Annotated in this window: 15 protein-coding genes and 1 tRNA gene; 12 read left to right on the top strand and 4 right to left on the bottom strand. The window is 65.2% G+C overall.

The genetic code is table 11. The features are described from left to right. Window positions 1-7 precede the first annotated feature (7 nt). From D8S75_RS07640 to D8S75_RS07615, 6 genes are all read left to right on the top strand, one after another. Complete coding sequence (locus tag D8S75_RS07640; RefSeq protein ID WP_119965566.1) at window positions 8-1,237, top strand: M20 family metallopeptidase; 1,230 nt, start codon at window positions 8-10, stop codon at window positions 1,235-1,237. Between the two features lie 135 nt (window positions 1,238-1,372). Next, complete coding sequence (locus D8S75_RS07635) at window positions 1,373-1,597, top strand: hypothetical protein (protein WP_232828966.1); 225 nt, start codon at window positions 1,373-1,375, stop codon at window positions 1,595-1,597. Between the two features lie 311 nt (window positions 1,598-1,908). Then, window positions 1,909-4,215, top strand: a complete 2,307-nt coding sequence (locus D8S75_RS07630; protein WP_119965564.1) for an NADP-dependent malic enzyme — start codon at window positions 1,909-1,911, stop codon at window positions 4,213-4,215. Between the two features lie 316 nt (window positions 4,216-4,531). Continuing rightward, on the top strand, window positions 4,532-5,560 hold the full coding sequence (locus tag D8S75_RS07625; protein ID WP_119965563.1) for an ABC transporter substrate-binding protein: 1,029 nt from the start codon (window positions 4,532-4,534) through the stop codon (window positions 5,558-5,560). A gap of 68 nt (window positions 5,561-5,628) precedes the next feature. Then, window positions 5,629-6,483, top strand: a complete 855-nt coding sequence (locus D8S75_RS07620) for an ABC transporter ATP-binding protein (RefSeq protein WP_119965561.1) — start codon at window positions 5,629-5,631, stop codon at window positions 6,481-6,483. Continuing rightward, a complete protein-coding gene (locus tag D8S75_RS07615) occupies window positions 6,480-7,256 on the top strand; it encodes an ABC transporter permease (RefSeq protein WP_119965560.1) in 777 nt (258 codons plus the stop codon). Before D8S75_RS07620 ends, D8S75_RS07615 begins: the two co-directional genes overlap by 4 nt. A gap of 2 nt (window positions 7,257-7,258) precedes the next feature. Here the strand turns inward: D8S75_RS07615 and D8S75_RS07610 are convergent, their stop codons facing one another. After that, the gene (locus D8S75_RS07610; protein ID WP_119965558.1) at window positions 7,259-8,338 is read right to left on the bottom strand and encodes an adenylate/guanylate cyclase domain-containing protein; all 1,080 of its coding nucleotides are present in this window, start codon (window positions 8,336-8,338) and stop codon (window positions 7,259-7,261) included. A gap of 215 nt (window positions 8,339-8,553) precedes the next feature. Here D8S75_RS07610 and D8S75_RS07605 point away from each other — a divergent pair. The 6 genes from D8S75_RS07605 (at window position 8,554) to D8S75_RS17415 (ending at window position 14,013) form a co-directional block, all read left to right on the top strand. Continuing rightward, window positions 8,554-8,641 (top strand) — tRNA-Ser (locus D8S75_RS07605). A 226-nt stretch (window positions 8,642-8,867) separates the two neighbouring features. Continuing rightward, complete coding sequence (locus tag D8S75_RS07600; protein WP_370807452.1) at window positions 8,868-10,010, top strand: tyrosine-type recombinase/integrase; 1,143 nt, start codon at window positions 8,868-8,870, stop codon at window positions 10,008-10,010. Window positions 10,011-10,487: 477 nt separating this feature from the next. Beyond that, window positions 10,488-10,694, top strand: a complete 207-nt coding sequence (locus D8S75_RS07595) for a helix-turn-helix transcriptional regulator (RefSeq protein WP_119965554.1) — start codon at window positions 10,488-10,490, stop codon at window positions 10,692-10,694. Between the two features lie 10 nt (window positions 10,695-10,704). Beyond that, window positions 10,705-12,978, top strand: a complete 2,274-nt coding sequence (locus D8S75_RS07590) for a DUF3987 domain-containing protein (RefSeq protein ID WP_119965552.1) — start codon at window positions 10,705-10,707, stop codon at window positions 12,976-12,978. Next, the gene (locus tag D8S75_RS07585; RefSeq protein WP_157982609.1) at window positions 12,965-13,261 is read left to right on the top strand and encodes a hypothetical protein; all 297 of its coding nucleotides are present in this window, start codon (window positions 12,965-12,967) and stop codon (window positions 13,259-13,261) included. The genes D8S75_RS07590 and D8S75_RS07585 overlap by 14 nt, the downstream gene beginning before the upstream one ends. A gap of 107 nt (window positions 13,262-13,368) precedes the next feature. Next, complete coding sequence (locus D8S75_RS17415) at window positions 13,369-14,013, top strand: hypothetical protein (RefSeq protein ID WP_157982608.1); 645 nt, start codon at window positions 13,369-13,371, stop codon at window positions 14,011-14,013. A 335-nt stretch (window positions 14,014-14,348) separates the two neighbouring features. Here the strand turns inward: D8S75_RS17415 and D8S75_RS17930 are convergent, their stop codons facing one another. Genes D8S75_RS17930 through merA form a run of 3 tightly spaced genes read right to left on the bottom strand, consistent with a single transcriptional unit; the run spans window position 14,349 to window position 16,581 of the window. Beyond that, on the bottom strand, window positions 14,349-14,498 hold the full coding sequence (locus D8S75_RS17930; protein ID WP_370807471.1) for a hypothetical protein: 150 nt from the start codon (window positions 14,496-14,498) through the stop codon (window positions 14,349-14,351). 14 nt (window positions 14,499-14,512) lie between these two features. Beyond that, window positions 14,513-14,878: a mercury resistance co-regulator MerD gene (merD, locus tag D8S75_RS07565; protein WP_003090698.1), complete on the bottom strand. Its 366-nt coding sequence runs from the start codon at window positions 14,876-14,878 to the stop codon at window positions 14,513-14,515. 17 nt (window positions 14,879-14,895) lie between these two features. After that, window positions 14,896-16,581, bottom strand: a complete 1,686-nt coding sequence (gene merA, locus D8S75_RS07560) for a mercury(II) reductase (protein WP_003090700.1) — start codon at window positions 16,579-16,581, stop codon at window positions 14,896-14,898. Window positions 16,582-16,618: the final 37 nt, after the last annotated feature.

Here is a 16,618-nt window from a genome sequence, read left to right as displayed (position 1 = left end):
GAGCCCCATGACGACCGCCTACACCGCCCTGGACACCTGGATCGACCAGCATTTCGACGAGGAAGTGCGCTTCCTCCAAGCCCTGGTGCGCGTGCCCACCGACACGCCGCCGGGCAACAACGCGCCGCACGCCGAACGCACGGCCGAACTGCTGCAGGGCTTTGGCTACACCGCCGAGAAGCACGCCGTGCCCGCAGCCGAGGTGCAGGCCTGCGGCATGCAGTCCATCACCAACCTGATCGTGCGCCAGCCCTACGGTGACGGCGGCCCCACCATCGCCCTCAACGCCCACGGCGACGTGGTGCCGCCCGGCGAGGGCTGGACGCACGACCCCTACGGCGCCGAGGTGGTGGACGGCCGCATGTACGGCCGCGCCACGGCCGTGAGCAAGAGCGACTTCGCCAGCTTCACCTTCGCCGTGCGCGCGCTCGAAGCCGTGGCCCGCCCGGCCAAAGGCGCGGTCGAATTGCATTTCACCTACGACGAGGAGTTCGGCGGCGAACTGGGCCCGGGCTGGCTGCTGAAGCACGGCCTGACGAAGCCCGACCTGCTGATCGCGGCGGGCTTTTCCTACGAGGTGGTCACGGCCCACAACGGCTGCCTGCAGATGGAGGTGACGGTGCACGGCAAGATGGCCCACGCCGCCGTGCCCCACACCGGCGTGGACGCGCTGCAGGGCGCGGTGGCCCTGATGAACGCGCTCTATGCCGAGAACCAGAAATACCAGCAGGTGCTCTCGCAGGTGCCGGGCATCAAGCACCCCTACCTCAACATCGGCCGCATCGAGGGCGGCACCAACACCAACGTGGTGCCCGGCAAGGTCACGTTCAAGCTCGACCGCCGCATGATCCCCGAGGAAGACCCGGTCGAGGTCGAGGCCGAGATCCGCCGCGTCATCGGGCAGGCGGCCGCTGAGCGCCCCGGCATCACGGTGGACATCCAGCGCCTGCTGCTGGCCCACGCCATGACGCCGCAGCCCGGCAGCCGCCCGCTGGTCGAGGCGCTGCAGACGCATGGCAAGGCCGTGTTCGGCGAGCCCATCCCCGCCGTGGGCACCCCGCTTTACACCGACGCGCGCCTGTACGGGCGGCACGGCATTCCCGGCGTGATCTACGGCGCCGGGCCGCGCACGGTGCTCGAATCGCACGCCAAGCGCGCCGACGAGCGCCTGGAACTGGAAGACCTGCGCCGCGCCACCAAGGTGATCGCGCGCGCGCTCAGCGACCTGCTGGCCTGAGCCCGGGCCGTTGCAGGCCGCCGGGGCCGGGGGCATACTTGCCGGGCGGCCCCACCGCACCGCCCTCCCGGAACCCGACGGCAAGCCATGGTCTGCATGCGCCGTCCCTGGCTTGCTCAGCGCAGAGGATTTGACATGAGCGAACCCCAGATGCCCTCCCCTCCCGGCCCGGACCGCCGCAGCCACCACGACCGGCGCTCCGGCGTCGACCGGCGCCAGCAGGAAACAGCCTCGCCCCTGTCCTACGAGCGGCGCCGCAGCATCGAGCCGCGCCAGCCCGACGTGACCGAACTGAACCTCACGCCCGAAGAGCTCGAAGCCCTCGGCTTCACGCGCGCCCCGGGCGACGCCGCGCCCTGACGCCACGGCCCTGGAGGGGCCACTCCATCCACGCCTCCGCCGAATCCGGTATCCTGCGGACCCCGATCACTGCCGTGGTCCTGCACGTTTTCTTCCATGGCGCCAGCCGCGACACCTCCGCCGCTGTTTCCGCCGCACGCCAGGCCGACGCCCACTCGCGTCGCACCCGTGCCGTGCCAAGAACCTGTTCACGGCCACGCCTCCAGGGTGGTGCCGCCCCACCCCGTCCACGGGACGGGCCGGGCGAAGCCATTTGCCGCACCGATCCACCCTGGAGTAAGCTGAACCCGCCTACCGTTGAGGATTTCCGAATGAACCAAGAACTGTCCGCCGCCGAAGCCGCCCTGCGCGACGCCGCGCGCGAGTACCACCGCAACCCCAGCCGGGGCAAGATCGCCGTCACCCCCACCAAGCCGCTGTCCAACCAGCGCGACCTCTCGCTGGCCTACTCGCCCGGCGTGGCCTACCCCTGCCTGGACATCCAGGCCGACCCCTCCAAGGCCTTCGACTACACCTCGCGCGGCAACCTCGTCGGCGTCATCACCAACGGCACGGCCGTGCTGGGCCTGGGCGACATCGGCCCGCTGGCCGGCAAGCCGGTGATGGAGGGCAAGGGCTGCCTGTTCAAGAAGTTCGCCGGCGTCGACGTGTTCGACATCGAACTGGCCGAGCGCGACCCCGACAAGCTCATCGAGATCATTGCCTCGCTGGAGCCCACGCTCGGAGGCATCAACCTCGAAGACATCAAGGCGCCCGAGTGCTTCTACATCGAGCGCGAGCTGTCCAAGCGCATGAACATCCCGGTGTTCCATGACGACCAGCACGGCACGGCCATCATCTCCAGCGCCGCGCTGCTCAACGGCCTGGAGCTGGTGGGCAAGGACATTGGCGCGGTGAAGATCGCCGTCTCGGGCGCGGGCGCCGCCGCCATTGCCTGCCTGAACGTGATGGTGGGCCTGGGCGTGAAGCGCGAAAACATCTTCGTCTGCGACTCCAAGGGCGTGATCTATGAAGGCCGCCCTGGCGGCTACGACGAATCCAAGGCCCAGTACGCGCAAAAGACCGAGGCACGCACCCTGGCCGATGCCGTGCACGGCGCCGACGTGTTCCTGGGCTGCTCGGCCCCCGGCGTGCTCACGGCCGAGATGGTCAAGACCATGGCGGCCAAGCCCATCATCCTGGCGCTGGCCAACCCCGAGCCTGAGATCCGCCCCGAGCTGGCCAAGGCCGTGCGACCGGACTGCATCATCGCCACGGGCCGCTCGGACTACCCGAACCAGGTCAACAACGTGCTGTGCTTCCCGTACATCTTCCGTGGCGCGCTCGACTGCGGCGCCACCAAGATCACCGAGGCCATGAAGCTGGCCTGCGTGCGCCAGATCGCCGACCTGGCCAAGGCGGACATCAGCGAAGAAGTGGCCAACGCCTATGCGGGCAAGGAGCTGACCTTTGGCCCCGACTACCTGATCCCCACGCCGTTCGACACCCGCCTGATCCTCAAGATCGCCCCGGCCGTGGCCCAGGCCGCCATGGATTCGGGCGTGGCCACGCGCCCCATCGCCGACATAGAGGCCTACAAGGAAAACCTGGCGCGCTTCGTGTACCAGACCGGCATCCTCATGCGCCCGGTCATCAACGCCGCCAAGGCCCTGCCCGACGCGCACAAGCGCGTGGCCTACGCCGACGGCGAGGACGAGCGCGCCCTGCGCGCCGCGCAGATCGCGGTGGACGACCACATCGCCCGCCCCATCCTCATCGGCCGCCCCGCCGTGATCGCGGCGCGCATCGCCAAGGCGGGGCTGCGCATCCAGCCTGGGGTGGACGTGGAGGTCTGCGACCCCTCGGACGACCCGCGTTTCCGCCAGTACTGGGAGGCCTACCACCAGATCATGAAGCGCAACGGCGCCACGCCCGAGGTGGCCAAGGCCGCCGTGCGCCGATCCAACACCATCATCGCCTCGCTGATGGTCAAGCTGGGCGACGCCGACGCCATGATCTGCGGCCTGGTGGGCACCTACGAAACCCACCTGGAGCGCATCCACAGCATCATCGGCCACGCGCCGGGGGTGGCCGACTACGCCGCGCTCAACGCGCTCATGACCGACCGGGGCCCGCTGTTCATCGCCGACACCTACGTGAACGAGAACCCCACGGCCGAGCAGCTGGCCGACATCGCCTGGCATTCGGTCAAGGAAGTGCAGCGCTTCGGCCTGCCGGCCAAGGTGGCCTTCCTCTCGCATTCGAGCTACGGCTCGTCCAAGCGCGCCTCGGCGCGCAAGATGCGCGAGGCGCGCGACCTGTTCGTGGCGCGCCACCCCGAGATCGAATGCGACGGCGAACTGCACGGCGACGCCGCGCTGGAACCCAACATCCGCGCCGCCTACATGGCGGACTCCACCCTCACCGGCTCGGCCAACCTGCTGATCTGCCCGAACATCGACTCGGCCAACATCCTCTACAACGTGCTCAAGACGACCACCAGCGGCGGCGTCACCGTGGGCCCCATCCTCATGGGCGCGGCCGCCACGGCCTACATCCTCACGCCCGCCGCCACGGTGCGCCGCGTGCTCAACATGACGGCCCTGGCCGTGGCCAGCAGCGCCTCGCGCGCCAGGTAGGCAAGCTCATACGGTTTTGGATTCGACCGGATAACTAGGCGGGGAGCCAAAGACAGTGCTGTAGCACGGCAAGGCGCCCCAACGACGTTATGCGGTTGAAGGCAAAACCGTATCCAGCCGGGGGCGCACCCCGGCCGTGCATGCCGGCAGGCCCTGCCCGTTTCCGGGTAAGCCTGCATGCCGGCATGCACCACTTCGGTGAACAATGGCTCGGCGCCTGACACCGAGCCTCCCAAGTCAGGCATCGTTTTTGCTCGCAGCACGGCCACCCCGGCCGCGCCTGCGGTCCTTCCGCGCTTTCCCACCAGGAGAACCCATGAAGAAACGATCCTTCCTGCGCGCCGCCGTGCTGGCCGCCGCCACCGCCTTCGTGCCGCTGGCCCAGGCGCAAACCACGCCCATCAAGTTCCAGCTCGACTGGCGCTTCGAGGGCCCCGCCGCCCTCTTCCTGCAGCCCGTGGCCAAGGGCTACTTCAAGGCGGCGGGCCTGGACGTGACCGTGGACGCGGGCAACGGCTCGGGCGGCGCCGTGCAGCGCGTGGCCTCGGGCACCTACGACATGGGCTTCGCCGACCTGGCCGCCGTGATGGAGTTCCACGCCAACAACCCCGACGCGCAGAACAAGCCCGTGGCCGTGATGGTGGTCTACAACAACACGCCGGCCTCGGTGATGGCGCTCAAGAAGAGCGGCATCGCCAAGCCCGCCGACCTGGCCGGCAAGAAGCTGGGCGCGCCCGTGTTCGACGCCGGGCGGCGTGCCTTTCCCATCTTCCAGAAAGCCAACGCCGTGGGCGCCGTGACCTGGACCGCCATGGACCCGCCGCTGCGCGAGACCATGCTGGTGCGCGGCGACGTGGACGCCATCACCGGCTTCACCTTCACCTCGCTGCTGAACCTGGAGGCGCGCGGCGCCAAGGCCTCCGACGTGGTGGTGCTGCCCTATGCCGACTTCGGCGTGAAGCTGTACGGCAACGTGATCATCGCGTCGCCCAAGCTCATCAAGGAGAACCCGGCCGCCATCAAGGCCTTCCTGCAGGCCTTCGCCAAGGGCGCCAAGGAAGTCATCGCCAACCCGGCGGCGGCCATCGAGCATGTGAAGGCGCGCGACGGCATCGTCAACGTGGCGCTGGAAACGCGCCGCCTGCAGCTGGCCATCGACACCGTCATCAACAGCCCCGACGCCCGCGCCGACGGCTTCGGCCAGCTCAACGCCGCGCGCCTGTCGCTGATGGCCTCGCAGGTGTCGGACGCCTTCAACACCAAGACCCGCGTCAGCCCCGAGGCCGTGTGGAACGGCGGCTTCCTGCCCACGGCGGCCGAACTGGCCATCCTGCCGAAGAAGTAGTCGCTCTCATTTCAATAGCTGATAGCGCTTATTGCATAGGCGCTGGAGGCCATTTTTACTTCAAATCCATGCAGGCTGAAGAATCCCCTTTCGTGGACTTCCGCGACGTCTGGCTTGCCTACAACGAAGAGCTGCTGGCGCAGAACCACTTCGCGGTCGAGGCCATCGACCTGCAGGTGCGCCGGGGCGAGTTCATCGCCATCGTCGGCCCCTCGGGCTGCGGCAAGTCCACCTTCATGAAGCTGGCGACGGGGCTCAAGAAGCCCTCGCGCGGCAGCATCCGCATCGACGGCCAGCCGGTCACCGGGCCGCTCAAGATCTCGGGCATGGCCTTCCAGGCGCCCTCGCTGCTGCCCTGGCGCACGGCGGTGGACAACGTGCTGCTGCCGTTGGAGATCGTCGAGCCGCACCGCAGCCAGTTCAAGGCCAAGCGTCCCGAATACGAGGCGCGCGCCCGCGAGCTGCTGCGCAAGGTGGGCCTGGCGGGCTACGAGGACAAGTTCCCCTGGCAGCTCTCGGGCGGCATGCAGCAGCGCGCCAGCATCTGCCGCGCGCTGATCCACGAGCCGCAGATGCTGCTGCTCGACGAGCCCTTCGGCGCGCTCGACGCGTTCACGCGCGAGGAGCTGTGGTGCATCCTGCGCGACCTGTGGATGGAGCAGCGCTTCAACGTCATCCTGGTCACGCACGACCTGCGCGAATCGGTCTTCCTGGCCGACACGGTGTACGTGATGGGCAAGAGCCCGGGCCGCTTCGTGGTGCGCCGCGAGATCGAACTGCCGCGCCCGCGCGACCTCGACGTGACCTACACACCCGCCTTTTCCGACATCGTGCACGAACTGCGCGGCCACATCGGCGCCGTGCGCTCGCCCGGCGGCAAGCCCGCGCCCCATGCGCCTGCCGCACCGGAGCCCACGCCATGACCGCATCAAAGCGCCAGCGCACCGAACGCTGGGCCCCCTGGGCCCTGCTGGCCGCCACCCTGGTGCTGTGGCAGGCCGTCTGCTCGGCCTTCGAGGTGTCGGAGTTCATCTTCCCCAGCCCCTGGGCCATTGGCGTGCAGCTGGTGGAATTCGGCGGCGTGATCGCCGGCCACGCCTGGCGCACCTTCTGGGTGACCATGGCGGGCTTCGGCATCGCCATCGTGGTGGGGGTGCTACTGGGCTTCGTCATCGGCAGCTCGCGCCTGGCCTACGCCGCCGTCTACCCGCTGATGACGGCCTTCAACGCGCTGCCCAAGGCGGCGTTCGTGCCCATCCTCGTGGTGTGGTTCGGCATTGGGGTGGGGCCGGCCATTCTCACGGCCTTCCTCATCAGCTTTTTCCCCATCATGGTGAACATCGCCACGGGCCTGGCCACGCTGGAGCCCGAGCTGGAGGACGTGCTGCGCGTGCTGGGCGCCAAGCGCTGGGACGTGCTCACCAAGGTGGGGCTGCCGCGCTCCATGCCCTACTTCTTCGGTTCGCTCAAGGTGGCCATCACGCTGGCCTTCGTGGGCACCACGGTGAGCGAGATGACGGCCGCCAACGAGGGCATCGGCTACCTGCTGATTTCCGCCGGCTCGTCCATGCAGATGGGCCTGGCCTTCGCCGGCCTGATGGTGGTGGGCGCCATGGCCATGGCCTGCTACGAGCTGTTCAGCCTCATCGAGAAGCACACCACCGGCTGGGCGCACCGGGGCTCGCAGAACGAATGAAGCTAGCGCGACGCCACGAGCAATTGCACGAACATCTGCACCTTCTGCTGCGTCGTATCGTCGATCTCGGTGAACTCCAGGCCCGCCACCCAGTGGTCGCCCTCGGCCTGGATCTTGACGATGCGCCCGAACACGCCCACCGCGCGGTGCTCCACCAGCGCCAGCGAGAACTCCATCTGCAGCACGTTGCCGGGCTCGATGCGCTCGGGCAGCTCCATCTGCAGACCGTGGTAGCTCACGTCGACCACCATGCTGTGGATGATGCGCGGCTGCACGTCGTCGCCCTGCACCAGCTGGCACAGGCAGGGCACGTGCGTGTCCGCGCGGTGGCTGCGCCGGAACTCCTGGCGCGGCACCTTGAGCCGGCGCGCCGGAATGGCCACCAGCTCGCGCATGGCCACGGGCTCGGCCTTGCCCTTCACGTACACCTGCATGGGCGCCGTCGCCGACACCAGGCTGCCGCAGCGCTGGTAGGTGGTCTCGCTCATGAGCACCTGGCCGCGCAGGCTGAACGCCTCGATGCGCGAGGCCAGGCGCACCTCTTCGCCGATCACGGTGTACTGCGAGAACCGGTCGGAGCCGAAGCGCCCCGCCACCACCGTGCCGGTGTTGATGCCGATGCCCAGGTAGACCTGCGGCAGGCGCTCGCGCAGGTGCTCCAGGTTCAGGTCGCGCATGGCCAGCTGCATTTCGACAGCGCAGACCAGGGCGCGCTCCACGTCGTCCGCGCGCGCCTGCGGCGCGCCGAACAGCACCATGATGGATTCGCCCGTGAACTTGTCGATGGTGCCCTGGTGGCGGAACACCACCTCGCTGAGCCGCGCCAGGCAGCGGTTGAGCGCCGCCACCACCTCGCCCGCCGGCCGCGTGGCCGCAAGCGCCGTGAAACCGCGCAGGTCGGCCAGCAGGATGGTGACCTCGCGCTGCTCCACCTGCGCCGCCACGGGGTGGGCCGGAGCAGCTGCCTCGCCCAGGATGGCCAGCATCTCGGCCTGCGCCAGCCCCCCCAGCGGGGCGCCGGTCTCGCGCGCGATCAGCGCCTGCAGGCGGCGCACGGTGTCGGTGTTCGGCTCATCGGGCATGGAAAACGCTCTCCCTTGAAGTCCCCCAGAATAGGGCGGCCCGCCCGCACCGGTCAAGCCATCGGCAGAGAAAACAACAGCCTGCGCCGCCGCGCACCCCTGCTCGCGGTGGCCCAGCCCCAGCCCCGGGATGGCACCCCGCGAAACCCAAGGAATGCCGCGCCAGCCAGCGCGCGGCGCCACGCCCTGGCGGGCGGCTAGAATACGCCCCTCCCGGAGACTTGGGTGAGTGGTTTAAACCAGCAGTCTTGAAAACTGCCGACGGGCAACCGTCCGTGAGTTCGAATCTCACAGTCTCCGCCAGAACACCCCTAAAGTTAGTCCCGCAACGTCCCGTAAGTGGTTGATTTCCCTAGGAATCACCTACTACAGGTCATTGCATTAGTCTCAAGTAGTCCCATACAATCCCACCCAATCCAACGTTTCACGGTGGGATAACAGGGGGGATTCGGTGGGAAGCAAGGCTAAGGAGCTATCGGCGCTGGCAGTTCAACGACTGACCGCGCCAGGGATGCACGCAGTTGGTGGCGTGGCTGGCCTGTACCTGTGCGTTTCCCCCTCCGGCTCCCGCTCCTGGATTGCCCGCGTCAATGTTGACGGCAAGCGCAGGGAGATGGGCCTGGGCAGCTTTCCAGACGTGTCTCTCTCCATTGCCAGGGAGAAGGCCCGCGCCGCCCGCTCAGACACCACCATGGGGATTGATCCTGTAGCGCAGCGCAAAGAGGCCCGCAGCGCACGGCAAGCCCTCAAGGCCACACAGAAAACCTTTGCTGACTGCGCCAAGGCGTATATCGAGGCGCACTCCGATTCATGGCGCAACGCCAAGCACCGCGCCCAATGGCCCTCTACCTTTGAAACCTATGTCTATCCCACCATGGGCACGGTTCTGGTGGGAGAGGTAACTCAGGCCCACGTTATGGCGGTGCTGCAGCCAATCTGGAAAACAAAGACACAGACAGCCACCCGGCTACGCGGACGCATCGAGCAGGTGCTGGCCTGGGCAACTGCCGCAGGGTTTCGCCAGGGTGAGAACTGCGCCCGATGGACTGGCCTACTGGATCAGCTTCTACCGGCACCCGGCAAGGTATCAAAGCCCAAGCACCACCCTGCCGTTCGTGTAGATGACATGCCAGCCTTTATCAAGGCTCTGCGCCAACATGATGGCCTGTCTCCCAAGGCCCTGGAGTTTGCCGTCCTGACTGCCGCTCGCTCTGGAGAAGTGCGTGGGGCAACCTGGGCAGAGATTGATCTGGAGGCCGCTGTCTGGACTGTGCCCAAGGAGCGCATGAAAGCTGGCAAGGAGCACCGCGTCCCGCTCAATACCCAAGCCATCAAGCTACTGGAGGCAATGCCACGTATAGAAGGCACTGAGCTGGTATTTCCTGCCCCTCGTGGTGGCCAGCTATCAGACATGGCTCTGACAGCTCTTACACGGCGTATGAATTTCAGAGATGACGCTGGCCGCTTGTGCGTGCCCCATGGGTGCCGTTCTACGTTCCGCGATTGGGTGTTCGAGCGCACCGACTACCCGCGCGATCTGGCAGAGGCAGCGCTGGCCCATGCACTGGAGAACAAGGTGGAAGCTGCCTACCGAAGAGGGGACGCGCTAGTAAGGCGCAGAGCCATGATGCAGGAGTGGGCGAACTACTGCGAGGGCGTGGCCAATGGCTAATCCGGCTAATGTGGCTAATGGAAAAAATGGACGATTCAGCACGATTCAGCACGATTGCGCACTATTGTGGACAACTCATCTATGCAATACCGCATAGGAGAACCGATAGAAAAACTATCCACACCGAGTTAGGCAGGGCTAACAGAGGCATGTAAGCCAACTTACATAGTAGTTAGCTAGAGATATCCACAGGCAAAATTAAATTTTCATGGACAGTTGATACCGGCGAAAAAACAAATATGATCGGCGCGGTTTCTGGGACGCCAATAGTCCCAAAAACAAAACCCCCGGAGCGTGAGCACCGGGGGCCTTGGTTACCCAAACCACAAGCAAGGCGATTTGAGATGTCTTTGGACGGACGACTCGAATCATACCGAATGCGGTAGAGGCAGTGCAATGCTGTGTTTTTTGACACGTCTTTGTCTGCGACTTGTTTTGTGGTGCGGGCGACTTTCACTTGACGTTTGAAAGAGGCTTATGCACCCACAAGCTACCCCCCGCTCCATTCAAGGCGAGCGCTATCTGCGCGAACCCGCCATTCTCGAAATCCTCCCCTTTGGCCGCTCCTCCTGGTGGCGTGGCGTGAAAGAAGGCCGCTACCCCGCCGGGATCAAGCTGTCCCCGCGTGTGACTGTGTGGCGCGCATCGGATATTGACGCCCTGATCCAGTCCCTGACCAAGTGAAGGGGGCCACATGCACACCAACCATATCGAAGCGTTTCGAGGCGCAATCCTGTCCGCTGGCCTGACGCCGCCCGACAACATCACCGACGACGGCAAGCTGATCCGGTTCAACGGCACCGGCAAACGTGGCAACACGAAAAACTCCTGGTGCATCCTGTACGGCGACAGCGTGCCCGCTGGTGCCTTTGGCGACTGGGCTGGAACTGACGCTATCAAGTGGACCAGCAAGGCCGACAACGCCATGAGCGAGGCAGAGCGCCAGGCGGTAATGGCGCGAATGGAGGACGCAAAAGCGCAGCGTGCAAAGCAGACTGAACGCAAGCACGCGAATGCTCAGAACTCCGCAGCGGGAACCATGGACGCAAGCGAGGCAGCGACGGCAGACCACCCATATCTGGCTGGCCGGGAAGTGCAACCCCATGGCCTGCGTGTGCATGGCACATCCCTGGTAATGCCCCTGTACGACACAGACGGCGAACTGTGGAGCGTTCAATTCATCACATCACACGGCGATAAGAAGTTCATGCCCGATGGCCGCGTGGTTGGATGCTTCTATCCCATGGGCAAGAGCAACGGCACCACCGTGATCTGCGAGGGGTTCGCCACTGGTGCAAGCATTCGTGAAGCTACTGGGCTCGCCGTGTTGGTGGCGCACAGTGCAGGCAACCTGAAAGCAGTAGCAGAGGCCCTTCGCGCAAAGCACCCGGACGAGCGCATCCTTATCGCCGCAGACGACGACTGGCAGACAGACGGCAACCCCGGACTGACAAAAGCTGGCGAAGCTGCGCAGGCCGCTGGCGCCACCGTAGTGGTGCCGCAGTTCCCCAAGCGCTTCGAGGGCATGACCGACTTCAACGACTTGCACCGCGAGTTCGGCCTGGATCGCGTCAAAGCCATTTTTGATCCTTTGGTGGCGAGTGGCTGGCCCGCCCTTGATGCGCTGAAAGAAGCCGCAGCACCAGCTCCTGCCGCGTTTCCTTTTGACGCCCTGGGGCCGATCCTGGGCAACGCCGCCCGCGCTATCGCAGAGGACGTGCAAGCGCCTGACAGTCTCGCCGGTGGCAGCGTACTGGCAGCGGCATCCCTTGCTGTGCAGCCGCTGGCCAATGCCGTGCTGCCCCATGGCCAGCACTCCCCGCTCAGTGTGTTCGTGATAACCGGCGCAGGCTCAGGTGATCGCAAAAGCGCCGTTGACGCGGTGGCCTGTAAAGAGGTGGAGGAAGTCCGCAAAGACCAAGCCCGCGCCCATGCCAAAGAGGTGCAGAAGTACGAGGCCGAGATGGGCGAACGCAAGCCCAAAGACCCGACACCGACAAAGCCTGCGCCGCAGAGCATCACCACGGCCAACGCCACTATCGAGGGCATTTGCAAGTTGCTGAAGTTCCAAAGCAGTATCGGGATTTTCAGCGCCGAAGGTGGCGAAATGTTGGGAGGCCATTCGCTGCGCGACGATAAGCGCTCCTCCGGCCTTGCGTTCTATCTCAAGGGCTGGAGTGGTGAGTCCCTCGATTCTCTGCGCGGTGGCGACGGACTTACCGTGTTACTGGGCAGGCGCATTGCCATGCACGTCCTGGTGCAGCCGGTGTTGCTGCGTGAGCTGCTGTGCGACCCGCTGGCGCAAGGCCAGGGCCTACTCGCACGGTGCCTCATTGCAGAGCCGCAAACGCTGGCAGGTACGCGCATGTTCAAGCACACGAACCCACACGAAAACTCGGACGTGATCGCCTACAACGAACGCATCCGCACGCTGCTGAGCACAACGCCAGAGTGCTGGCCAAACGGCGACGGCTACGAACTGAAACCCCGCGCCCTCTACATGGGCGACGATGCCAGGGCACTGTGGATCGCGTTCTATAACGTGATCGAAGGCCAGCAAGCAAACGGCAGTGAACTGGATGGTGCCCGCCCGTTCGCATCCAAGGCTGCAGAGCACGCCGCACGCATCGCCGGGATCATCACCATGGTGGAGAACACGCAGGCCACCCACATCACCAGCGAGGCCATGGACGGCGCCATCCAACTGACAGCGTTCTATTTAAATGAGCACTTGCGACTGACCGGCGCAGGACGCCAGGAACGCGAGGAAGGGGCCTTGCGCAGCCTGCTGGAATGGATGCAAGGGCGAGGCACTACCGTGGCTAAGAAGGACGTTCTGCAAGCCACCCCCCGTGCAATCCGCAGCCTCAAGGCCGCAGGGATTAACGCAATGCTGTCTGACCTGGTGCAGCGTGGCTATATCCGTGAAGCTGGCGACGTGTGGGAGGTGCGCCGTGTTCAAACTTGACATGCAGGCACTCCGCGAAGCTGCGCACGTCCCTCCCCCGGCTGCGCAGCCATTAGCCGAATTAGCCACGATAGCCACATTAGCCATTAGCCAGCGAGCAAACGAAGAATCGTTCGACTTGCTGGCGGCGCGATTGATGGCCGCAGCCATGCGACGGTGCGACCAGTTTAGCGATGGCGACATGGCACGCCAGGACATGCGAGATCAGGTGCTGGAGACGCCGCAGAACCTACGGCAAGACCTGCTAGACCACTTCATTGGTAAGCAAGCTGATCTGCACTGAAACCATCTGGACGTGGCATCTGTAGGGGTGCCACCGTATAACTGAGTAAAAACGGCGAGCTGGCTGCAGGTTCGCTGCTTTATTCAGTCAACACAAGGAGCATGAGCATGGCGGCGAAAAAATCGAGTCCAAAAACGGCACCGGCCGCACTCCCGAGGAAGCGCGACCCCAACGCCTTTGAGGTCGTGAAAAGCGAAGACACCAAGTCGCAGGCGCTGGCGAAGCTGACGACGACTTCATCCCTGGCGGCCGTCACTCTGAAGCGGTATTCAGGCGCTGGCGACGAAATGGATGTGGCCGACCTGCTGATCGAAATGAGGAAGGCGGGGGATGAGGTTGTCGCTGGCGACATGGGCCGGGTCGAGCGAATGCTGGCCAACCAAGCCATGACCCTGGACGCCATCTTCAACGACATGGCGCAGCGGTCTGGGCGACAGGACAGCTATAAGGGGATCGAGGTTTTGATGCGACTGGCATTGAAGGCGCAGGCGCAGGCCAGATCGACGGCTGAGGCACTGGCGCTGCTGAAGAACCCCATGCCCTACATCAAGCAAGCCAACATGACCACCGGGCCGCAACAGGTCAACAATACCTATGCCGGTACGCCATCGCATAGTGGCATACAGTCGGGCGCGGGAAATTCTCGAAGTGAGCCAAACAAACTATTGGAGGCAGATCATGGTCAACGGCTGGACATTGGATCGCAGGCAGCGGCAGGCCGAGCTAATCAGAAGCTGGAGACCGTGGGCTAAGTCCACCGGGCCGAGGTCGCTGGAGGGCAAGGAGCGGGTCAGTCGCAACGCCTGGAAGGGCGGCCACCGGGCCGAGCTGCGGGAGCTTTCCAAGATGGTCAACGAGCATGTGCGGGTATCGCGTGAGCTGGCCGACAGGTGCAGGTAGGGGCGGGGGAAGTTCAAAGTCTGCAACCCTCGAACTGACGACACCCCATTGCTTCGCACGCGGAGAAAAAATCCCCCATGAGAATGCAATTCAAATCGGCGGCCACCACTCTGGTGCTGTGCCTGGTGTTTCAGGCGCAGGCCGAGACCCTGCTGGGGTCGCCTCAGAAAACGGAAAATAAAGCACGCTAAGCCGGTTGCAACGGTCGTAGCGGCCTGAACTTGCCCGCGCCGATCTTGGCGCTGCTGCGCCAGAGGTAATCGCCGGTCAGGTTGATGTGTTCCCAGCCGAGCGGCGACAGGTAGCCGGTGAACGGCTTGTGTGTCTCGGTCGGCAAGCGCTCGGGGCTGTTCATGGCAGACTCTCCGCTTGCTGGGCCGGCGCGGTCGGCATCGCGGCCAACTGCACTTCCAGATCGGCCAACGCTTCGCGTCGGCGTTCGACGAACTGACTCAGCACGGCAAGCTGTGCGGCTGTTTCATCGCAGTCCGCCGCATCCAGCGCCCGGCACAACCGCGCCAATGCGTCCAGGCCGATGCCCGCCTCAAAAGCGGCCCGCACAAAGCACAGCCGCTGCAAGGCGGCGTCATCGAACAAGCCGTAGCCGCCCGTGGTGCAGGCGACTGGCCGCAGCAATCCGCGCAGCAGGTAGTCGCGCACGATATGCACGCTCACCCCGGCCTCAAGGGCCAGTCGGGACACTGTGTAGGCGTTCATCGAACACCTCCTTTTCCTTATCCGGCGCAGCAGGACAGTTGCTTCACGTCCTTGCTGAAGGTCTGCGCCGCGAGCTTCAAGCCCTCGACCATCGTTAGGTAGGGGAACAACTGGTCGGCTAGTTCCTGCACCGTCATGCGGTTGCGAATGGCGAGAACAGCCGTCTGGATCAGTTCGCCCGCTTCCGGGGCCACCACCTGTACGCCAATCAGCCGTCCGCTGCCTTCCTCGATGACCAGCTTGATGAAGCCGCGGGTATCGAAGTTGGCGAGCGCACGCGGCACGTTGTCGAGCGTCAGCGTGCGGCTGTCGGTTTCGATGCCATCGTGGTGCGCTTCCGCCTCGCTGTAGCCCACGGTCGCCACTTGCGGGTCGGTGAACACCACGGCCGGCATCGCGGTCAGATTGATGGCGGCGTCGCCGCCGGTCATGTTAATGGCCGCACGAGTGCCGGCCGCTGCCGCCACATAGACGAACTGCGGCTGGTCGGTGCAGTCGCCGGCCGCGTAGATGTTCGGGCTACTGGTGCGCATGCCCTTGTCGATGACGATGGCCCCCTGCGCATTGACGGCTACCCCCGCCGCTTCCAATGCCAGGCTGCGCGTGTTCGGTGTCCGGCCGGTGGCGACCAGCAGCTTGTCGGCGCGCACTTCGCCCTGTCCAGTGGTCAGCACGAATTCGCCGTCCACATGGGCGACTTGGCTGGCTTGCGTATGTTCCAGTACCTTGATTCCTTCGGCACGGAAGGCGGCTGTGACGGCCTCGCCGATGGCAGGGTCTTCGCGGAAGAACAGCGTGCTGCGCGCAAGGATCGTGACCTGGCTACCCAGCCGGGCGAAGGCTTGCGCCAGTTCCAGCGCCACCACCGACGAGCCGATGACGGCCAGGCGTTCGGGAATGGTGTCGCTGACCAAGGCCTCGGTCGAAGTCCAGTAGGGTGACTCTTTCAGGCCCGGAATCGGCGGCATGGCCGGACTGGCACCCGTGGCGACCAGGCAGCGGTCGAACATCACGACGCGCTCACCACCCTCGTTCAAACTAACGATAAGGCTCTGGTCGTCCTTGAAACGCGCTTCACCGTGCAGAACGGTGATGGCTGAATTGCCGTCCAGGATGCCTTCGTACTTGGCATGACGGAGTTCTTCGACACGGGCCTGCTGCTGGGCCAGCAGCCGCTCGCGCAAGATCGTCGGCGGTGTGGGTGGCATGCCGCCGTCGAATGGGCTTTCCCGGCGCAGATGGGCGATGTGGGCGGCGCGGATCATGATCTTGGACGGCACACAACCGACGTTGACGCAGGTGCCGCCGATGGTGCCGCGCTCAATCAGCGTGACCTGCGCGCCTTGCTCGACGGCCTTCAGTGCTGCCGCCATCGCGGCTCCACCGCTGCCGATCACGGCGACTTGCAACGGGCGCTCGCCGCCGCTGCCCTTGTCGGCGGCACCCATCCAGCCGCGCACCTTGTCGAACAGCCCAGTGCGGTTGTCGGTCGGCGGGGCATCGGCGAGCATCGCTTTGTAGCCCAGGCCAGCCACGGCGGCGGTCAGTGCGTCCGGCGCTGTGCCTGGATCAAGGGCGAGCTGGGCCGCGCCCTTGGCATAGGACACTATGGCAGATTGGACGCCGGGTACTTTTTCCAGCGCTTCCTTGACGTGCGCCGCGCACGAGTCGCAGGTCATGCCGGTGATTTTTAGATGGGTCATGCGACAGATCCTTTTTCGTTTGTGGTAGCAGACAAGG

Origin of the sequence: Simplicispira lacusdiani (assembly GCF_003604195.1) — a bacterium.
In the GTDB taxonomy this organism is placed as follows: Bacteria; Pseudomonadota; Gammaproteobacteria; order Burkholderiales; family Burkholderiaceae_C; genus Simplicispira; species Simplicispira lacusdiani.
Note: the sequence above shows the minus strand (reverse complement) of the source record. Positions and strands in the feature narration are given on the sequence as shown.